The 14,528-nt window shown below is 62.8% G+C and carries 17 protein-coding genes and 2 pseudogenes; 11 read left to right on the top strand and 8 right to left on the bottom strand.

Translation table 11 applies throughout. From position 1 onward, the window contains the following. Window positions 1–28: 28 nt before the first annotated feature. From BcanWU425_RS14655 to fliL, 4 genes are read right to left on the bottom strand one after another with little or no spacing between them, the layout of a single operon-like run. Window positions 29–787 carry a MotE family protein gene (locus BcanWU425_RS14655; protein WP_018456418.1) on the bottom strand — a complete coding sequence of 253 codons (759 nt, stop codon included), beginning with the start codon at window positions 785–787 and terminating at the stop codon, window positions 29–31. Between the two features lie 8 nt (window positions 788–795). After that, window positions 796–1,242: a DUF6468 domain-containing protein gene (locus tag BcanWU425_RS14650; RefSeq protein WP_026233172.1), complete on the bottom strand. Its 447-nt coding sequence runs from the start codon at window positions 1,240–1,242 to the stop codon at window positions 796–798. Then, window positions 1,239–2,441, bottom strand: a complete 1,203-nt coding sequence (gene fliM, locus BcanWU425_RS14645; protein WP_018456420.1) for a flagellar motor switch protein FliM — start codon at window positions 2,439–2,441, stop codon at window positions 1,239–1,241. Before fliM ends, BcanWU425_RS14650 begins: the two co-directional genes overlap by 4 nt. A gap of 19 nt (window positions 2,442–2,460) precedes the next feature. Beyond that, window positions 2,461–2,961, bottom strand: a complete 501-nt coding sequence (gene fliL / locus BcanWU425_RS14640) for a flagellar basal body-associated protein FliL (protein ID WP_007602133.1) — start codon at window positions 2,959–2,961, stop codon at window positions 2,461–2,463. Window positions 2,962–3,340: 379 nt separating this feature from the next. Between fliL and flgF the strand changes: the two genes are divergently transcribed. From flgF to flgH, 4 genes are read left to right on the top strand one after another with little or no spacing between them, the layout of a single operon-like run. Continuing rightward, window positions 3,341–4,102 (top strand): flagellar basal-body rod protein FlgF, encoded by a 762-nt coding sequence (gene flgF, locus BcanWU425_RS14635; protein ID WP_204511687.1) that lies wholly within the window; start codon window positions 3,341–3,343, stop codon window positions 4,100–4,102. A 16-nt stretch (window positions 4,103–4,118) separates the two neighbouring features. Then, entirely contained in the window at window positions 4,119–4,907 is a 789-nt protein-coding gene (gene flgG, locus BcanWU425_RS14630; RefSeq protein WP_007602131.1) for a flagellar basal-body rod protein FlgG, read from the top strand. 10 nt (window positions 4,908–4,917) lie between these two features. Next, the gene (gene flgA / locus BcanWU425_RS14625) at window positions 4,918–6,057 is read left to right on the top strand and encodes a flagellar basal body P-ring formation chaperone FlgA (RefSeq protein WP_204511688.1); all 1,140 of its coding nucleotides are present in this window, start codon (window positions 4,918–4,920) and stop codon (window positions 6,055–6,057) included. 3 nt (window positions 6,058–6,060) lie between these two features. Then, the gene (gene flgH / locus BcanWU425_RS14620; protein ID WP_018456424.1) at window positions 6,061–6,828 is read left to right on the top strand and encodes a flagellar basal body L-ring protein FlgH; all 768 of its coding nucleotides are present in this window, start codon (window positions 6,061–6,063) and stop codon (window positions 6,826–6,828) included. 292 nt (window positions 6,829–7,120) lie between these two features. Here flgH and BcanWU425_RS14615 read toward each other — a convergent pair whose 3' ends face one another. The 4 genes from BcanWU425_RS14615 to BcanWU425_RS14600 all read right to left on the bottom strand — a co-directional run bounded on the left by BcanWU425_RS14615 (window position 7,121) and on the right by BcanWU425_RS14600 (window position 10,439). Next, a complete protein-coding gene (locus BcanWU425_RS14615; protein WP_018456425.1) occupies window positions 7,121–7,900 on the bottom strand; it encodes a 2-keto-4-pentenoate hydratase in 780 nt (259 codons plus the stop codon). A gap of 1,039 nt (window positions 7,901–8,939) precedes the next feature. Next, entirely contained in the window at window positions 8,940–9,245 is a 306-nt protein-coding gene (locus BcanWU425_RS14610; RefSeq protein ID WP_204511689.1) for a hypothetical protein, read from the bottom strand. A 566-nt stretch (window positions 9,246–9,811) separates the two neighbouring features. After that, a complete protein-coding gene (locus BcanWU425_RS14605) occupies window positions 9,812–10,195 on the bottom strand; it encodes a hypothetical protein (protein WP_204511690.1) in 384 nt (127 codons plus the stop codon). Window positions 10,196–10,253: 58 nt separating this feature from the next. Beyond that, window positions 10,254–10,439 carry a CsbD family protein gene (locus BcanWU425_RS14600; RefSeq protein WP_063994501.1) on the bottom strand — a complete coding sequence of 62 codons (186 nt, stop codon included), beginning with the start codon at window positions 10,437–10,439 and terminating at the stop codon, window positions 10,254–10,256. Between the two features lie 89 nt (window positions 10,440–10,528). Here BcanWU425_RS14600 and BcanWU425_RS14595 point away from each other — a divergent pair, with 89 nt between their 5' ends. The 7 genes and pseudogenes from BcanWU425_RS14595 to BcanWU425_RS14565 form a co-directional block, all read left to right on the top strand. After that, complete coding sequence (locus BcanWU425_RS14595; protein WP_204511691.1) at window positions 10,529–10,708, top strand: hypothetical protein; 180 nt, start codon at window positions 10,529–10,531, stop codon at window positions 10,706–10,708. Between the two features lie 373 nt (window positions 10,709–11,081). Further along, window positions 11,082–11,315 (top strand): hypothetical protein, encoded by a 234-nt coding sequence (locus BcanWU425_RS14590; RefSeq protein WP_204511692.1) that lies wholly within the window; start codon window positions 11,082–11,084, stop codon window positions 11,313–11,315. A gap of 295 nt (window positions 11,316–11,610) precedes the next feature. After that, window positions 11,611–11,988 carry an AI-2E family transporter gene (locus tag BcanWU425_RS14585; protein WP_204513965.1) on the top strand — a complete coding sequence of 126 codons (378 nt, stop codon included), beginning with the start codon at window positions 11,611–11,613 and terminating at the stop codon, window positions 11,986–11,988. A 151-nt stretch (window positions 11,989–12,139) separates the two neighbouring features. Then, window positions 12,140–13,009 (top strand): hypothetical protein, encoded by an 870-nt coding sequence (locus BcanWU425_RS14580; RefSeq protein WP_204511693.1) that lies wholly within the window; start codon window positions 12,140–12,142, stop codon window positions 13,007–13,009. Window positions 13,010–13,140: 131 nt separating this feature from the next. Further along, window positions 13,141–13,437: a SemiSWEET family sugar transporter gene (locus BcanWU425_RS14575; protein ID WP_204511694.1), complete on the top strand. Its 297-nt coding sequence runs from the start codon at window positions 13,141–13,143 to the stop codon at window positions 13,435–13,437. Between the two features lie 108 nt (window positions 13,438–13,545). After that, window positions 13,546–13,779: pseudogene (locus tag BcanWU425_RS14570) on the top strand (YihY/virulence factor BrkB family protein); the annotation flags it as partial. Between the two features lie 262 nt (window positions 13,780–14,041). Further along, a pseudogene (locus BcanWU425_RS14565) lies at window positions 14,042–14,335 on the top strand (NYN domain-containing protein); the annotation flags it as partial. Between the last annotated feature and the right edge of the window lie 193 nt (window positions 14,336–14,528).

Below are 14,528 nucleotides of genomic sequence, written 5' to 3'. Positions count from 1 at the left end.
CAATTAAGGACTTCTTAAGTATGAGCCCTCAATTCGGCTTTTGCGTCGGCTTGCCGTCGATCTTGGGCAGCTCGCCGGCCGAGGCGGACTGATCGCCGCCGCCATTGGCCCTGCGGGCCATCTCGACCGTCAGCCGCTCGGCGGCCTCCGGGGACATCAATCCCATGATGTCCGACATTTTTCGCGGCGCGATCTGCGAGGCGATCTCAATCAGCACGCCCATCTCGAGCCGGTCAAAGACCCGCGCGGCGTCCTTGGGCTTCATGCCCTCATACATGGTGACGAGGCCCTTCATGCGCTGGGCTTCGGCGGCCTTCTGCTCGGCCTGCGTCGCGGAGATACGGGTTTCTACCGCCTTCATCTCCTCGACCTTGTTTTCGATGCGCTTCTCGGCGGATTTCAACAGGCTCTCGCGGATGTCGATCTCGCGCTGGCGGGCCTCGATCTCCTGGCGACGCGACTGCAGGCGTTCCAGGATCGCGCGCTCCGAGGCGGAGATCTGCGGCTGGGCTTCCTCCTTGACCGCGGCGCCTTCGGACTTGGTGTCGGGTGCGGCCGGCTTCGGCGCCTCCTTCGGCGCGCCATGGGTCGAGCCCGTGATATCGGGATCCTCGCGGCTGGCCGGGAAGTTCAGATTCTCCTGCGCCCACGACTTCTTGGTCTGGCTCGGCTTATAGTCGAAGACATAGCCGCCGTTTATCACAAGACCCGTGACCTTCAGCGTGGCCAAGCCAGCGACGGCAACCAGCACGATCGGAATGACGCGGATGTTGCGAAAAGACTTCATACCTGACTTTATGCCGCAAGACCGTTGGATCGTCGGCGCTCGGAGAAGGCTTCGGCCGCAGCCGCCACCGCCTTCGCCGATGAAGGCTTGGCTGCGGGCGCGGCGACCGTTTCCGGGTTCGTCACGGGGCGCGCGGCGATCGCGATCTTGGACAGGCGCCGCACCACGTTGTCGGCTTCGCCGAGCTGCTTGTAGAGCTGCTCGGACATCTGGGTCGCCGCCGCAAGCTGGCTGCCGAGGTTCTCGTTGACGTCGCGCACGGCGAGCTTCAGCCCGCCGATCGCGCGCTCGGCGATCTCGGTTGCGGTGATCAGCTCGCCGATGACCGCCTTCAGCGAATGCTCGTCCGCCTTCAGCCGCGTCAGTCGCTTGTTGAGCGTGACGCAGTAGACGATGGTCAGCATCAGCAGGATAGCCACCAGCGTCTCGATCGCCATTCCCAGGGAGTGGTTCATGGGGCCTCCATCATCTTGTTCTGCTCGTCGACCTTTTCGAACATCGCAAGTGTCGTACTTGGCTTGCGCAAGGGTTTCGTCACCCGTATCGCGACGCGGTCGCCGACCCGGCCCATGCGTCCTTCGGTGATGGTGACGTCGCCGCAGCGAACGGTGACGCTGGCATCCGCGCGCATGTCCAGCGGCAGCGTGTCCCCGACCTTCAGTCGCATCAGTTGCTTGAGCGGAATGTCGGCTTCGTAGAGCACGGCGTCGACGGAGATCTCGGCCTGGACGATCTCGGTGGCGAAGTGGCCTTCCCAGATCTGGTCGCGGCCGAACTTTTCGCCCATGAACATCTGGAGCAGGACGCCCCGGATCGGCTCGATGGTCGCGTAAGGCAGCAACAGCTCGATGTTGCCGCCGCGATCTTCCATGTCGATGCGCAGCCGCACCAGGATCGCTGCGTTGGCAGGACGGCTGATCGCGGCGAAGCGCGGGTTGGTCTCGAGCCGGTCGATGGTGAAGGTCACCGGCGACAGCGGCCGGAACGCCTGTTCGGCATCGGCCATGACGACTTCGACCAGCCGCTTGACCAACTCTGTCTCGATCGTGGTGTAGGGCCGGCCCTCGATGCGCAGCTGGCTCGAGCCGCGGCGGCCGCCGAGCAGCACGTCGATCATCGAGTAGATCAGGCTGGAATCGACCACGGCCATGCCGAAATTGTCCCACTCTTCGGCCTTGAAGACGGTGAGGACGGCGGGCAGCGGGATCGAGTTCATGTAGTCGCCGAAGCGCACCGAGGTGATGCGGTCGAGCGAGACTTCGACGTTGTCGGAGGTGAAATTGCGTAAGGAGGTCGTCAGCAATCGCACCAGGCGGTCGAAGACGATTTCGAGCATCGGCAGACGCTCGTAGGAGACCATTGCCGAATCGATGATGGCGCGAATGCCGGAATGATCGTCGAGCGTGACGTCGCCGACCGCGAAGCCGAGGAGGTTGTCGATCTCCTCCTGCGACAGCACGCGTTCGCCGGAATTCTTGCCGGCGCCGAGATCGCGGCTGCCATCCTCGACCATGGCCGCCCATTGCAGGGCCATGGTCTCGGATAGTTCGTTTTCGGCAGCAGCCTTCGCGGCCTCAGCGGGATCCTCGGAATCGAGCGAGGCCTCCCATTGGGCGGCAATTGCATCCTGGTCTGGTTGGTCGGTGCCTGCCATGATCTCTAGCCCGTCATGCTCACTGGATCACGACTTCCTTGAACAGCACCGCGCTGACCTGGACCGGAGCCACCGCCGCATTGACGCGCTTGGTCAGCTCTTCCTTGAGGCGGAAGATGCCGGCGGAACCGTTGAGGTCGGAGGAGCGCAGCTCGCGCGCATAGGTCTGGAAGATGTCGGTGATGCGCGGCATCGTCGGCTTGATCGCCTCGACCTGCTTCTCTTCCTTCAGCTCCAGCACGATCTTGAGCTTCAGATATTGCACGCGCTCGCCCGGCGCGCCGGCGAGGTTGACCATGATGTCGGGAACCTCGACGAAAGCCGGCGGCTTCGGCGGAGGCGCCGCCTCGGCGTGATGCTCGTCGTCGCCGTGACGGAAAAAGAAGAACCACGTCGCGGCGCCGCCGCCGAGAACGGCGAGCAGGCCCACCACCATGATCATCAGCTTGAACTTGTTCTTGGGCGGAGCGGCTTCCGCGCCCTCAGCGGCTCCGCCGCCTTCCGCTTCATTCTCTGCCATGATCGCCGCGCTCGCTCATCTCTCAAAGGGGTCGAAAGAGCGAAGCTCCTGGCAGACAGTGACGCGATACAAATGCCCCAGCGCAGTGCTCCTCTTACGCGCAAACGCTACGGTAATAATGGTTAACGGAACCTTTCGATTGGGCCTTCACTAGGAAAAATCTGCCGGGCAAACATGGCTAACAGACCCTTTCTGCCGCCTCCCCGCATCCTCGAAAAACAGACAAGGTATTGAAAGTACATAATTTTCCCGCCTGGCACGAGTTTCGCTGAGAAAGGACCGAGACCCAAGGTTTGGGAGAACCCGAGGTCTCGTTCACGGGATCGGCCAATGCGCTTGGGAGAGCGAACTGGCAGATCTCACTCAGGGGAGATTTCCGATGCAGAACGCGCTTCTGATCGGCTTGTCACGACAGATGACGTTGGAACGGCAGATGGATGTCATCGCCAACAACGTCGCCAACGCCAACACCAACGGCTTCAAGGCCGATCATTCGCTGTTCGAGGAGTACCTCAACTCGAACGCGCGTGAGGACAATTTCGTCGGCTCCGACCGCCGGGTCTCCTATGTGCAGGACCGCGGCACCTTCCGCGACGTCGGCCAGGGGCCGATGGAGCCGACCAAGAATCCGCTCGACATGGCGATCAGCGGCAACGCCTATTTCGCGGTTCAGGCCAATGGCGCCGAGCGCTACACCCGCGACGGAAAATTCTCGCTCAACAGCACCGGCCAGCTCGTCACCTCCGACGGCAACCTCGTGCTGGGCACCAGCGGCCCGATCACCTTCCAGCCCACCGACCACGACATCAACGTCGCGCCGGACGGCACCGTCACGGTGCTCGAGGGCACGGCCAAAACCGATTCGATCCGCGGCAAGATCCGCATGGCCTCGTTCGACGATCCGGCCAAGCTGACCAAGCTGGGCGCCAACCTTTATGACATCGGCTCCGCGGTCCCGCAGGCCGACACCAAGTCGACCGTGCAGCAGGGCTATGTCGAGAAGTCGAACGTGAACTCGGTCGGTGAGATGAGCCGCATGGTCGAAGTCATGCGCAGCTACACCGCCATAGCCAACCTGCTCCAGCAGCAGAGTGACATGCACAAGTCGGCGATCGAGAAGCTCGCCGACGTTCCGGCCTGATTGAGGGAGAACTGACATGCAGGCGCTTCACACCGCAGCAACCGGAATGGCGGCACAGGAACTCAACGTTCAGGTGATCTCCAACAACATCGCCAACCTGCGCACCACCGGCTTCAAGAAGCAGACCGCGGCGTTCCAGGACCTGATCTACGAACACGTCCGCCGGGTCGGCGCCCAGTCGTCCGACCAGGGCACCATCCTGCCGGTCGGCGTCGACATCGGCGGCGGCGTCAAGACCGTCGGCACGCCGCGCAGCATGACCCAGGGCACGCTGTCGCAGACCGGCAACGACCTCGACATGGCCATCACGGGCGAAGGTTTCTTCAAGATCCTGATGCCCGACGGCAGCTACCAGTACACCCGCGACGGCACCTTCCAGATGGACAATCAGGGGCGCATCGTCACGGCGCAGGGCAACCCGGTGCAACCGACGATTACGATCCCGAACAACGCCTCGGGCCTCACCATCAACGTGCAGGGCCAGGTCTCGGTGACGCTGCCGGGTTCGTCGACCTCGGCCGTCCAAGGCCAGATCGGCCTGACCCGATTCATCAACAAAGCGGGCCTCCAGCCGGTCGGCAACAATCAGTTCACCGAGACGCCCTCCTCCGGCCCGCCGCAGGACGGTACCGCGAGCTCCGAGGGTTTCGGCAACATCACCCAGAGCAGCCTCGAGCAGGCCAATGTCGACGTCGTCTCGGAGATGAGCGACCTGATCGCTGCCCAGCGCGCCTACGAGATGAACGCCAAGGTGATCAGCGCCGCCGACCAGATGATGCAGTCGACCACGGCGTTGTTCCGCTGAGGTGATGACGATGATCCGCACCACCCTCGCCACGATCTCCGCTCTCCTCGTGCTGGCGCTGCCCGCACGGGCCGCCGACGACTTCATCGCGACGCCGACGCTGCGCGCGAGCATCACCGTGACCTCGGACGTGGTGCGGGTCGGCGATCTCATCGACAATGCCGGCTCGGCCGCGCTGATCCCGGTCTACCGCTCGCCCGATCTCGGCACCACCGGTGCGCTGCCGGTCGCCCACGTGCTGGCGGTGTTGCGCGCAAAGCAGGTGATCGGCGTGATGACCGGCGACATCAAGGAGGTCCAGGTCACCCGTCTCGCCCGCACGCTCGTGAACAAGGACCTCGAGACCGCGGTCGCCTCGGCGCTCGAGCGCCGCTTTGGACTTGGCGATGCCGCCAACATCACCGTCACGTTCGACCGCGGCATTGCCGACATGCGGCTGGATGCCTCCAACACCGGCGTGCTGCAGCCGGTGGCAACCCGCTACGACGCCCGCAGCGGCCGTTTCGATATCGCCTTCGAGATCAACAACGACAACAATCCGGCACCGACCAAGCTGCGTTTCACCGGCACCGCGACCGAAACGGTGGAAGTGGCCGTGCTGACGCGCGACATCGACCGCGTCGATCTCCTGAAGGCGTCCGATGTCGCCATGGAGCGGCGGCCGAAGGCCGAGGTCACCGGTGAGGCCGCCTCGCGCGATCGCACGCTCGGCATGCAGTTGCGCCGGCCGATGCGGGCGGGGACGCCGATCCGCGTCGCCGACATCGTCAAGCCCGACTTCGTGCAGCGCGACCAGAACGTCACCGTCATCTACCAGGTTCCCGGAATCTATCTCACCACGCGCGGCAAGGCGATCGAGAGCGGCGCCGAGGGCGATACCATCAGCGTGCTCAACCTGCAGACCAAGCGCACGCTGAGCGGCGTCGTCACCGGCCGCGGCCAGGTGACGGTCCAGGGCGCTAGCCAGGCCGCGCCGATGCCGGCCGCGGTCGAACAGACCTCCTCGCTCAAGCGCGACGAGGCGCCCGCCCCCGTCGATACCGCAGCCCTCGTCCGGAACCTGGTCCAAGCCCCGGCATCCCCGGCCCAGATCGCACAAGCCCAGATCCCGCAAGTTCGCGTCTCGCAAGCTCCAGCCAAGTCAGAGTAAGTCATGTCCACGTTCAGTTCGGCTTTTCGTCCCCGTCGCATCGCGATCTCTGCCCTGCTGCTGGCGACGTGCGCGCTGGCGAGCGGCTGCTCCTCGATCGACCGTCTGTCGCAGATCGGCGAGCAGCCGAAATTGTCGGCGATCGACAATCCGACGACGCAGCCCGGTTACAAGCCGGTGCAGATGCCGATGCCGAAGCCCGAGGTCGCCTCCTACAATCCGAACTCGCTGTGGCGCAGCGGCAGCCGGGCCTTCTTCAAGGACCAGCGTGCCCATCAGGTCGGCGACATCCTGACGGTGGCCGTGAACATCACCGACAAGGCCAATATCGAAAACGACACCCAGCGCAGCCGCACCAACAAGGAAGATTCCGGGATCACCGACTTCATCGGCGCCAAGACATTGGGGGCCCAAGCGCAGAAGGTGTTGCCCGGCCGCATCCTCACCGCCGACTCGACCGCGTCCAGCGAGGGCAAAGGAAGCGTGGACCGCAAGGAAGCGTTGCAGACCAACGTCGCGGCGGTCGTCACCCAGGTCCTGCCCAACGGCAACCTCGTGGTCGAGGGCAAGCAGGAGATCCGCGTCAACTACGAAATCCGCGAGCTCATCGTCGCCGGCATCGTCCGTCCCGAAGACATCCAGAGCGACAACACCATCGATTCCACCAAGATCGCGCAGGCCCGCATCGCCTACGGCGGCCGCGGCCAGATCATGGACGTGCAGCAACCGCGCTACGGCCAGCAAGTCATGGACGTGCTGCTGCCCTTCTAGCTTCTCCCGAGCTCCCACATCGTGTTCGCGAACCTAGGCGCGGACGACGATGTACGACGCGGCCCTCGCTAGCTCCCCTGGCGAGGGCCGCATGTATTTTGGCGATGGCTGCATACAGCGCTCAGCGACGCGCGATTGTAGCGACGCCGCTATCCCCTCTCCGCCCCCTCGACTGTCACCACCCGCGAAGGCGGGCGATCCAGTATTTCGAGACGTCAGCGATGAACCGAGAAGCCGCGGCGTACCGGATTCCCCGCCTTCGCGGGGAATGACGACGCGGTGCCCGCAGAGCCTACGTAAACTCCGCCTCCACCACGCCAAGCCCGTCCAGCTCCATCCGCACCTTGTCGCCGGCCTTCAGCCACAACGTCTTGACCAGACTCCCCGTCAGGACGAGCTGTCCCGCGTGAAGACCCTTGCCCTCGGCGGCGAGATGGTTGGCGAGCCAGGCGAGTGCGTTGTGGGGATGGCCGAGCACGTCGGCGCCGGTGCCGTGGCTGACCTCTTCGCCGTTGACGATAGCGCGGCCTTTGACGGCCTTCAGGTCCGGCACCGACGAGCGCGGCACGATCTCGCCCAACACGCAGCCGGCGGCGAAGAAATCGTCGGCGATCAACGTCGGCGCGCCCATCGTTTCCCACTTCACATAGCGGTCGTCGACGATCTCGATCGCGGGATGATAGGCCTCGACGGCTTCGCCGACCCATTCGGCCGTGAATGGCGCCTCGCCGGCGGCGAGATTGCGCTTCAGCCGCACCGCGATCTCGCATTCGACGCCGACGCGGACATAGTCGGCAGCCGCGAGCTGCACGCCGCTGTCGTGCACGCCTTTCTGGAACACGCCGCCGCCGCATGGGTGTGGAATCCCGATGTAATCCTGCATCACCTGGCTGGTGCAGCCGATCTTGTAACCGACCAGCGGGCCGGCATGCGGCAGCAGCAGATCGTGCAGCGCCCGCTGGACCTGATAGCCCTCGGCTTCATCGGCCGGAGGAACCTCGAGCGCCGCGAGCGGCGCATGGTTGCGGCGCGCCAGCGCGATCGCCTTTGCGGCTGCGAGAATTCTGTCCATCGGCGCCGGCTCCTACACACCACAATCGAGGGCGGCACTTCAGCATCCCCGCCGGGGCGTGACAAGCGCAGGGCGCCGCGCGGCAGCACGTCATGCCAGCCCAGGCTGGATGAGCTGCGGACGCTGATCGTCCACATCTGGCAAGCCTCACGGGCGGCGCCGGCGTTTAAGGAAATATTGAGCTGGTCCGGGCTTTATGGGGATGCACGCCTGGTAGCGTCGCAACAGGCCTGATTGCAGCAATGTGTGAAGCTGCTGGATCAGCGCCTCAGCATTCGAGTCGATGTCCTTGATGCGACTCGCAAAACCTGCCGCACCTGAAGTGAAGGCTGTTTCTCATCCGAACTCACGTGAGCTCGGAGGAGTTAAGTCTAGCTCATTGATTGCGATTCATTTTTCGCGATTGCGCTCGCGCGCCGAAACGCGCGGTTGCAAGCGACAGGCAAAATGCTGCACGGCGCGAAAAGGCGCACCTTGCGTTCAAATATGCCCGCACCACAAGACCGCGTCGACTAAGTACTTGATTTCGCACGACCGTGTTCCGGAAGAATGGATCGGTTGGCACAATAAGAACGGGGCGATTGATACGAAAGGTCGCTAAGACCGGGTCGAGGCTAGTAAGCGTCTCGTTTACCCGCACTTTTCGTAGGGCGGCTTTTGGCCCGAACCGAGCCGGCAGATCCGCCTCCTTGCCCCGGCGGCTCCAGGGGTCCTCTGTCAGTAGCCTCGGGCATTCCGGCTTGCTGGACGGCCTTCTAGGGGACTCCCAAAGAGGAGATTGCCATGGACGCCACGACGTTGCTGCGCATCCAGGAATTCAACTGGCTGAATTTCGACTGATCACGGGGAAGCACGATGATCCGGAATGGGTCGAGATCACGACGCCGGAGCAGGCGGAGTTCGCCGACCGTGCCTCGAAGACATCGGTGCCCCCTCACTTCGGGGCGGAGCGGCGCGACAGCGAGGTCGGCCGGCACCCACCGCTGGTTCAAGCTCGCACTCGTCCATCCGATCACGGGCGCGGTCCAAGGCGACGTCGTCATGGCGGGTGCCCGGGCCCGGCACCCGCCTGCGGCATGCGATCCGCCACCTCGGGCCGTCGCACAGCGTCGCCTTCGGGGGGAGAATCTATATCCCGGCTGCCGAACGCGATCGACGAGCTGGTTAGGCGAAATCTCATCTCGGAGACGAAGAAATCGGCATCCTCGTCCAGCAGCACGCCATACGCCAGAGGCGGGCGACCTGCCGAAGCCGACGAACGCTTCGGATGCCTGCCGTCTTTGAACTTGGCGGCGCCGTAGGCATGCAGGAGTTCGTACAGCCGGGGGGTGCGGCTTTCGATCACGACACCGGCGAAATTGGGCTGAACCGGATCCCGGTTACGGCGAGGAGACGTTCGGAAAAGCCTGGGATCCCCGCCAAGCAGACGAAGCGCCGGGCAAGGTGAAGGCCGACGAGCTGCGCGCCCTGTTCGGCTGGATCGACGCCACCGACGAGATCAGGCTCAACTCGGTCGCCTGAGCCCGCGCGTGGTTGCCCCGGCCGCGGACTCTCTAGTTTTCAGTTCCGCCCCGCTCAGCGGAGCTTCCGGGCGGTGCCTTTGCGGTCAGGCGACCCGCAGCGTCCCGTTCGTATCCGAGATCCGCGATGAACTTGGACATGATGCCATAGCCGACCTTCGCCCGCTCCTTGTTGAACGTCTGCCAGAATGCATGCACGCTGATCGATGGATTGGCTTCGATCGCTGAGCGGATGTAGTCCTCATGGCCCTCGAGCTTGCTCGCGGCGGGCAGGTCCCCGTGCTCGATGAAGTAGGCGACCCATTCGGTGACTGCCTTTGCGCTGACGCCGAGCCGTCGCGCGACGAATTAGGCGCTCAACCCCGTCCTGACCTGTTGACTGCTTCCCGCCTCAGGTGCGTCGGGATCGATCGCGTAGCTCAGTTGGAGTCGCGAATTGGTCAAACCGGTCGCAAAGGACGTCGGAGAAGCCGTCCGTCATCACGCACATCGAATTGATGTACCCCAGCGCAATTGCCAGCACGCCGTCGACATTCAAGCTGTCCGTTAGAACTGCGTGATCAACGAAATCATGGCGGCGGCCGACGTGAACAACGCTGGCCGTATCGAGGCAAATTGAAGGCCGCGTACCAGAGGCTGCGCGAGGAAGACGAGGAGCGGCCTGACTAAGGACTCCGGTCTTCTTTCGTGCGCTCTCGAGCAGGACGACGAGCGCGGGCGCGCCAGTCGTTGGTAAGTCGAGGTCCAAGATCTCGAGCAGCGAGGCAGCGAGCATAAGATTACTGGTAGACAACAAAAAGCCCCCGCTTTCGCGAGGGCTCTTGAGGTTAAGACTACTCGCCGTTCAATACTTCGCGGGCTTTGTCTTTCACTCCGCCGACGGCGTTCTGGGCCTTGCCCTTCACCTGGTCCGCTTGACCTTCGGTTTCTGTCTTAGCATCGCCGGTCATCTTGCCGACGCCTTCCTTGATCTTGCCCTTGATGTTTGTTGCGGCGCCTTCTACGCGATCTTTATCCATGTTCCACTCTCCTCGTGCTGAGCGAGAATAACCTGCGTTAAGCGGAGAGGTTCGGGTGGAACTGCGTTCCCTCTCTCACGTTTCCGGGAATGGCAAAGAAGCAGGTAGGAATAGAAGTCATTGAGGAGGGGACCGAGCGCTTTCTCGTGAAGACGTTCGACGATGGTTCCGAGGAGCGTCAGCCGATCGTCAAGGAGCCGCGCAAGAAGCAACCGCGACGCATTGACTGGAGTCGGAAGCTGAAGTCGGGCCTGAAGAGAGGGGTCTAGGGAGACATAGCGCCGCGCTCGTTATTGAAGGGAGCGCGCTCATTCAGAACAAACCCTGGTCTGGCATTTGTACACGCTACGGCTGTGGGGGAATTAATTTTCAGGCATTCCGGTTTGCACTTTCCTCACCTCAGCGAAGCGATCACCGCAGTGGGCTCGACTGCGGGAGTGCCTCCATGCCGGGATGCTGTTAGGCGGCAATCGCGAACATCCCACTAGGGTCCGTCATTCATGGCGTTTGCGGCTCATGGCCGACTCCCGCAAGCGGTGGTGGAGGGGCCGGACGCGGTCCGCCGCTCCGGGAACAATTTGTGCGCCGAACTGTTCGCCGACTACCTTCAAGCTGGTGCCGCGTCAGCGGTTAAGGTGCTTCGTGGCAGAGTCCGAGAGTTCCGACGATCTATTGCAGGAAAGCGTTCCGGCCGCGGACGCGCCAGCCATCACCTCACTTCTGTCGTTTCAAATCGGGATCGTCGTAATAGCGACGCTCTATTTGGCGCGCGAAGTGCTTGTGCCGATCACGGCCGCAATACTTCTTTCGTTCGTGCTGGCCCACTCGTCGATCTACTCCGAAGGTGGCGACTGGGACGAGTACCTTCTGTACTGATTGCTGTTTTTGTTGCGATTGCCATCATCGGTGCGATTGGGACGGTGATCGGATCGCAGGTCGCACAATTGGCGCCCCGCGCACCTGAATATGCAGGCACGATCGAAAGGAAGATCGAGGCCGCCCGCACCTACATGGCTGAGAAGGCTTCTGGCCTACTTGAGCGCATCGGTTACGATGCAACGCCGCTGCAGACGGTCCCGCAAGGCTCGGCTGGAGCCGAGACCTCGGTCAAGGGTACCAGCCCGGCTCAAAACCAGCGACGTCGAGCCCGCTCGAGCTACTTCAAAAGTATCTGTCCCCTATCCTGTCGCCGTTCGCAACGCTGGGAATTGTCCTCGTGATCTCGATCTTCGTGCTGCTGCAGAAGGAAGATCTGCGCGATCGGATGATCCGGCTGTTCGGTGCCACGGACCTCCATCGGACGACGGTGGCGCTGGACGACGCCGCTCAGCGGCTGAGCCGATACTTTCTGGCTCAACTCGGATTGAATTCGGCGTTCGGTGTAATCATCGGCGCGGGATTGTTCTTCATCGGCGTGCCCAATCCTGTGCTGTGGGGCATTCTTTCCGGGCTGCTGCGCTTCGTGCCTTACATCGGCTCGTTCATATCAGCAGGCTTGCCCATCACGCTCGCGACAGCCGTCGATCCGGGATGGTCGATGGCGATCTGACAGAGATCCTCTATATCGTGGTCGAACTTGGAGTAAGCCAGGGCATCGAACCGATACTTATGGCCACAGCACCGGCCTTTCGCCATTAGCGGTTGTGGTATCTGCGATCTTCTGGAGCTGGCTTTGGGGCTCGATTGGCTTGGTGCTTTCGATGCCCCTTACGCTGTGCCTGGTTGTGCTCGGCCGATATGTTGATCGGCTAGAGTTCCTGGACATCCTGCTTGGAGACCGACCGCCGCTCACGCCCGTCGAGAGTTTCTATCAGCGATTCCTGGCGGGAGACGCGGACGAGGCCCAGGATCACGCCGAGCTGCCGCTGAAGGAACGATCGCTGTCTTCCTATTACGATGAAGTCGCTCTAAAAGGCCTGCAGCTGGCTGCCAACGATGCCGAACGTGGCGTGATCGGGCAAAGGCATCTGGAACGTGTGCGGAATACGATAGAGGGGCTCATCCGCGAACTGGCCGAGCACGAGGACCAGGATCCTTCTTCGCTGGACACGCAGCCTGCCGGCACGCCTAGAGATCAACGGGGCATCCCCAGCAATGCGGCGCCCGAAGATTGCCCGCACAGATCCGCGCTTTCGGCCCCATGGCAAGGAGCAGCCCCCGTTCTATGCCTTGCCGGCAAGGGACCGCTCGATGAAGCAGCGTCTGCGATGTTGGCGCAACTTCTCGGGAAGCATGGTCTGGGCGCGCGGGTCACGAGGTATGACGCCGCCTCGCGCGAAGCCATCAACGCGCTGGAGGTGACAGGTACCGTCATGATCTGCATCTCCTACCTCGATATTCGGGGCAGCCCTTCGCACCTGCGCTACCTTCTGCAGCGATTGAAGCGAAGAGCTCCAGGCGTACCCGTCCTTGTCGGATTGTGGCCAGCCGAAGATGACGTTCTGAGAGACCGACAGGTTCAGACTGTGATCGGCGCCGATTACTACGTCACCTCGCTCCGGCAGGCGGTAAACGTCTGTGTATCGCAAGCTCGTAAAGATACGCGGTCATCCAGCACCGCCGGGGCGTAAGCGCGCTAGAGCGAAGCGCAGCACCACTCCTTTGCCCTGACGTCCTGCGCACCTCAGCTGCTTAACCCTCCTTAGCTCCGGAACCCTTCCAGCGGAGGTCCGTTCAGCCGGTGCACCGGAGAGGTAACCAGATGTCACACGATCTCACCACCTATCTGGGCGGACTTGCTGCCTTCCTTGCTTCGCTCTCCTACGTCCCACAGGTCCGAAAGGCGTGGCCCCGCGGATCTACCGCCGATCTCTCCATGGGAATGTTGGTAGCGCTGACCACGGGGTTGGCTTTGTGGGTCGTCTATGGGGCGATGCGCGGCGATTGGGTCATCATCGCCGCAAACGCGGTCGGCGCTTCTTTGGCCGGGATCGTCCTCGGTTGCAAAATCCGCGACTGCCGTGCGTCGACGCGCGAAGCGGTACAGGAACGATCGTGACTGGAATACAGTTGTCCCGGCTCGAAAGGCAAGGACGACAGAAGCATGACTGAACACCCAGACGTTTCAGAGCGGCAGTCGATCGGTTGGTCACTGGCGTCCACGGGGGCCTTCTCCTGGTACGCCGCAAACTTCGGCAAGTTCAACGAAACTTACGGCTCACTTGGGGCGATCATCGGCTTCATGACTTGGCTGTGGATCTCCGCCATCGTCATCCTGCTCGGTGCGGAGGTCGACGCGGAGATGGAACATCAGACCGAGCGCGACACCACCACCGGCACATCCAAGCCAATGGGGTCGAGGGGAGCGAAGGTCGCCGACACCGTAGGCGGCAGCCGCTGACGGCATTGCTCCAGTTTCGCAGCCTCCATTCGCCAGCCTGGGTAACTTACGCAACGCATCTGTTAGAGATCCTGCTAACCAAAGCCACGGGCACCCGCAAATTCGTCCATCAAGAATGGTCTGAAGCGCCGCTCGGGCGAGTTCGGTACCGGACATGCCCGGCATGAGGTGATCCGTCACGACGAAATCGGGAGTGAGCCCCCGGTTCAGCAGTCGAAGCGCCTCTTCGGCCGATCCCGCTTCAACCACATCGTGCCCGAGCGCCGAGCACATCGACCAGATGGTGCTGTTCTCGGGCGACGGCGACTTCCGGTATATGGTGGAGGCCGTTCAGCGCCGCGGCGTGCGGGTCACCGTGATTTCCACGATCGCCAGCCAGCCGCCGATGATCGCCGACGAGTTGCGCCGCCAGGCCGACGTCTTCACCGACCTCGTCGAGCTGCAGTCCAAGCTCGGCCGCGACCCGTCCGAACGTCCCGCTCCGCGTGATCGTGAACCGCGTAACCACATGCCGAAGTTCTTGCAAGAGCCGAAAGGAAATGACCCTCTCGAGTGAGACAGCCTTCCTCAATGGCCTACTTGCGGCTAAACCAGGACCATAGCTGGATTGTTATTGGGGCGTCACAATCGACGTCCCGTCTCGATGCAATCGCGCCATTTCGGCGAAGATCGTAGAACTCTTCGCGTGACCTGGCGCGCATCATGGCTTCGTTAGTCGAAAAGACCGGCTGCCGGCGCCAGGTCGATCT

Origin of the sequence: Bradyrhizobium sp. WU425 (assembly GCF_021052305.1) — a bacterium.
Classification (GTDB): Bacteria; Pseudomonadota; Alphaproteobacteria; order Rhizobiales; family Xanthobacteraceae; genus Bradyrhizobium; species Bradyrhizobium canariense_D.
This window is presented reverse-complemented; position numbering and strand designations above follow the sequence as displayed.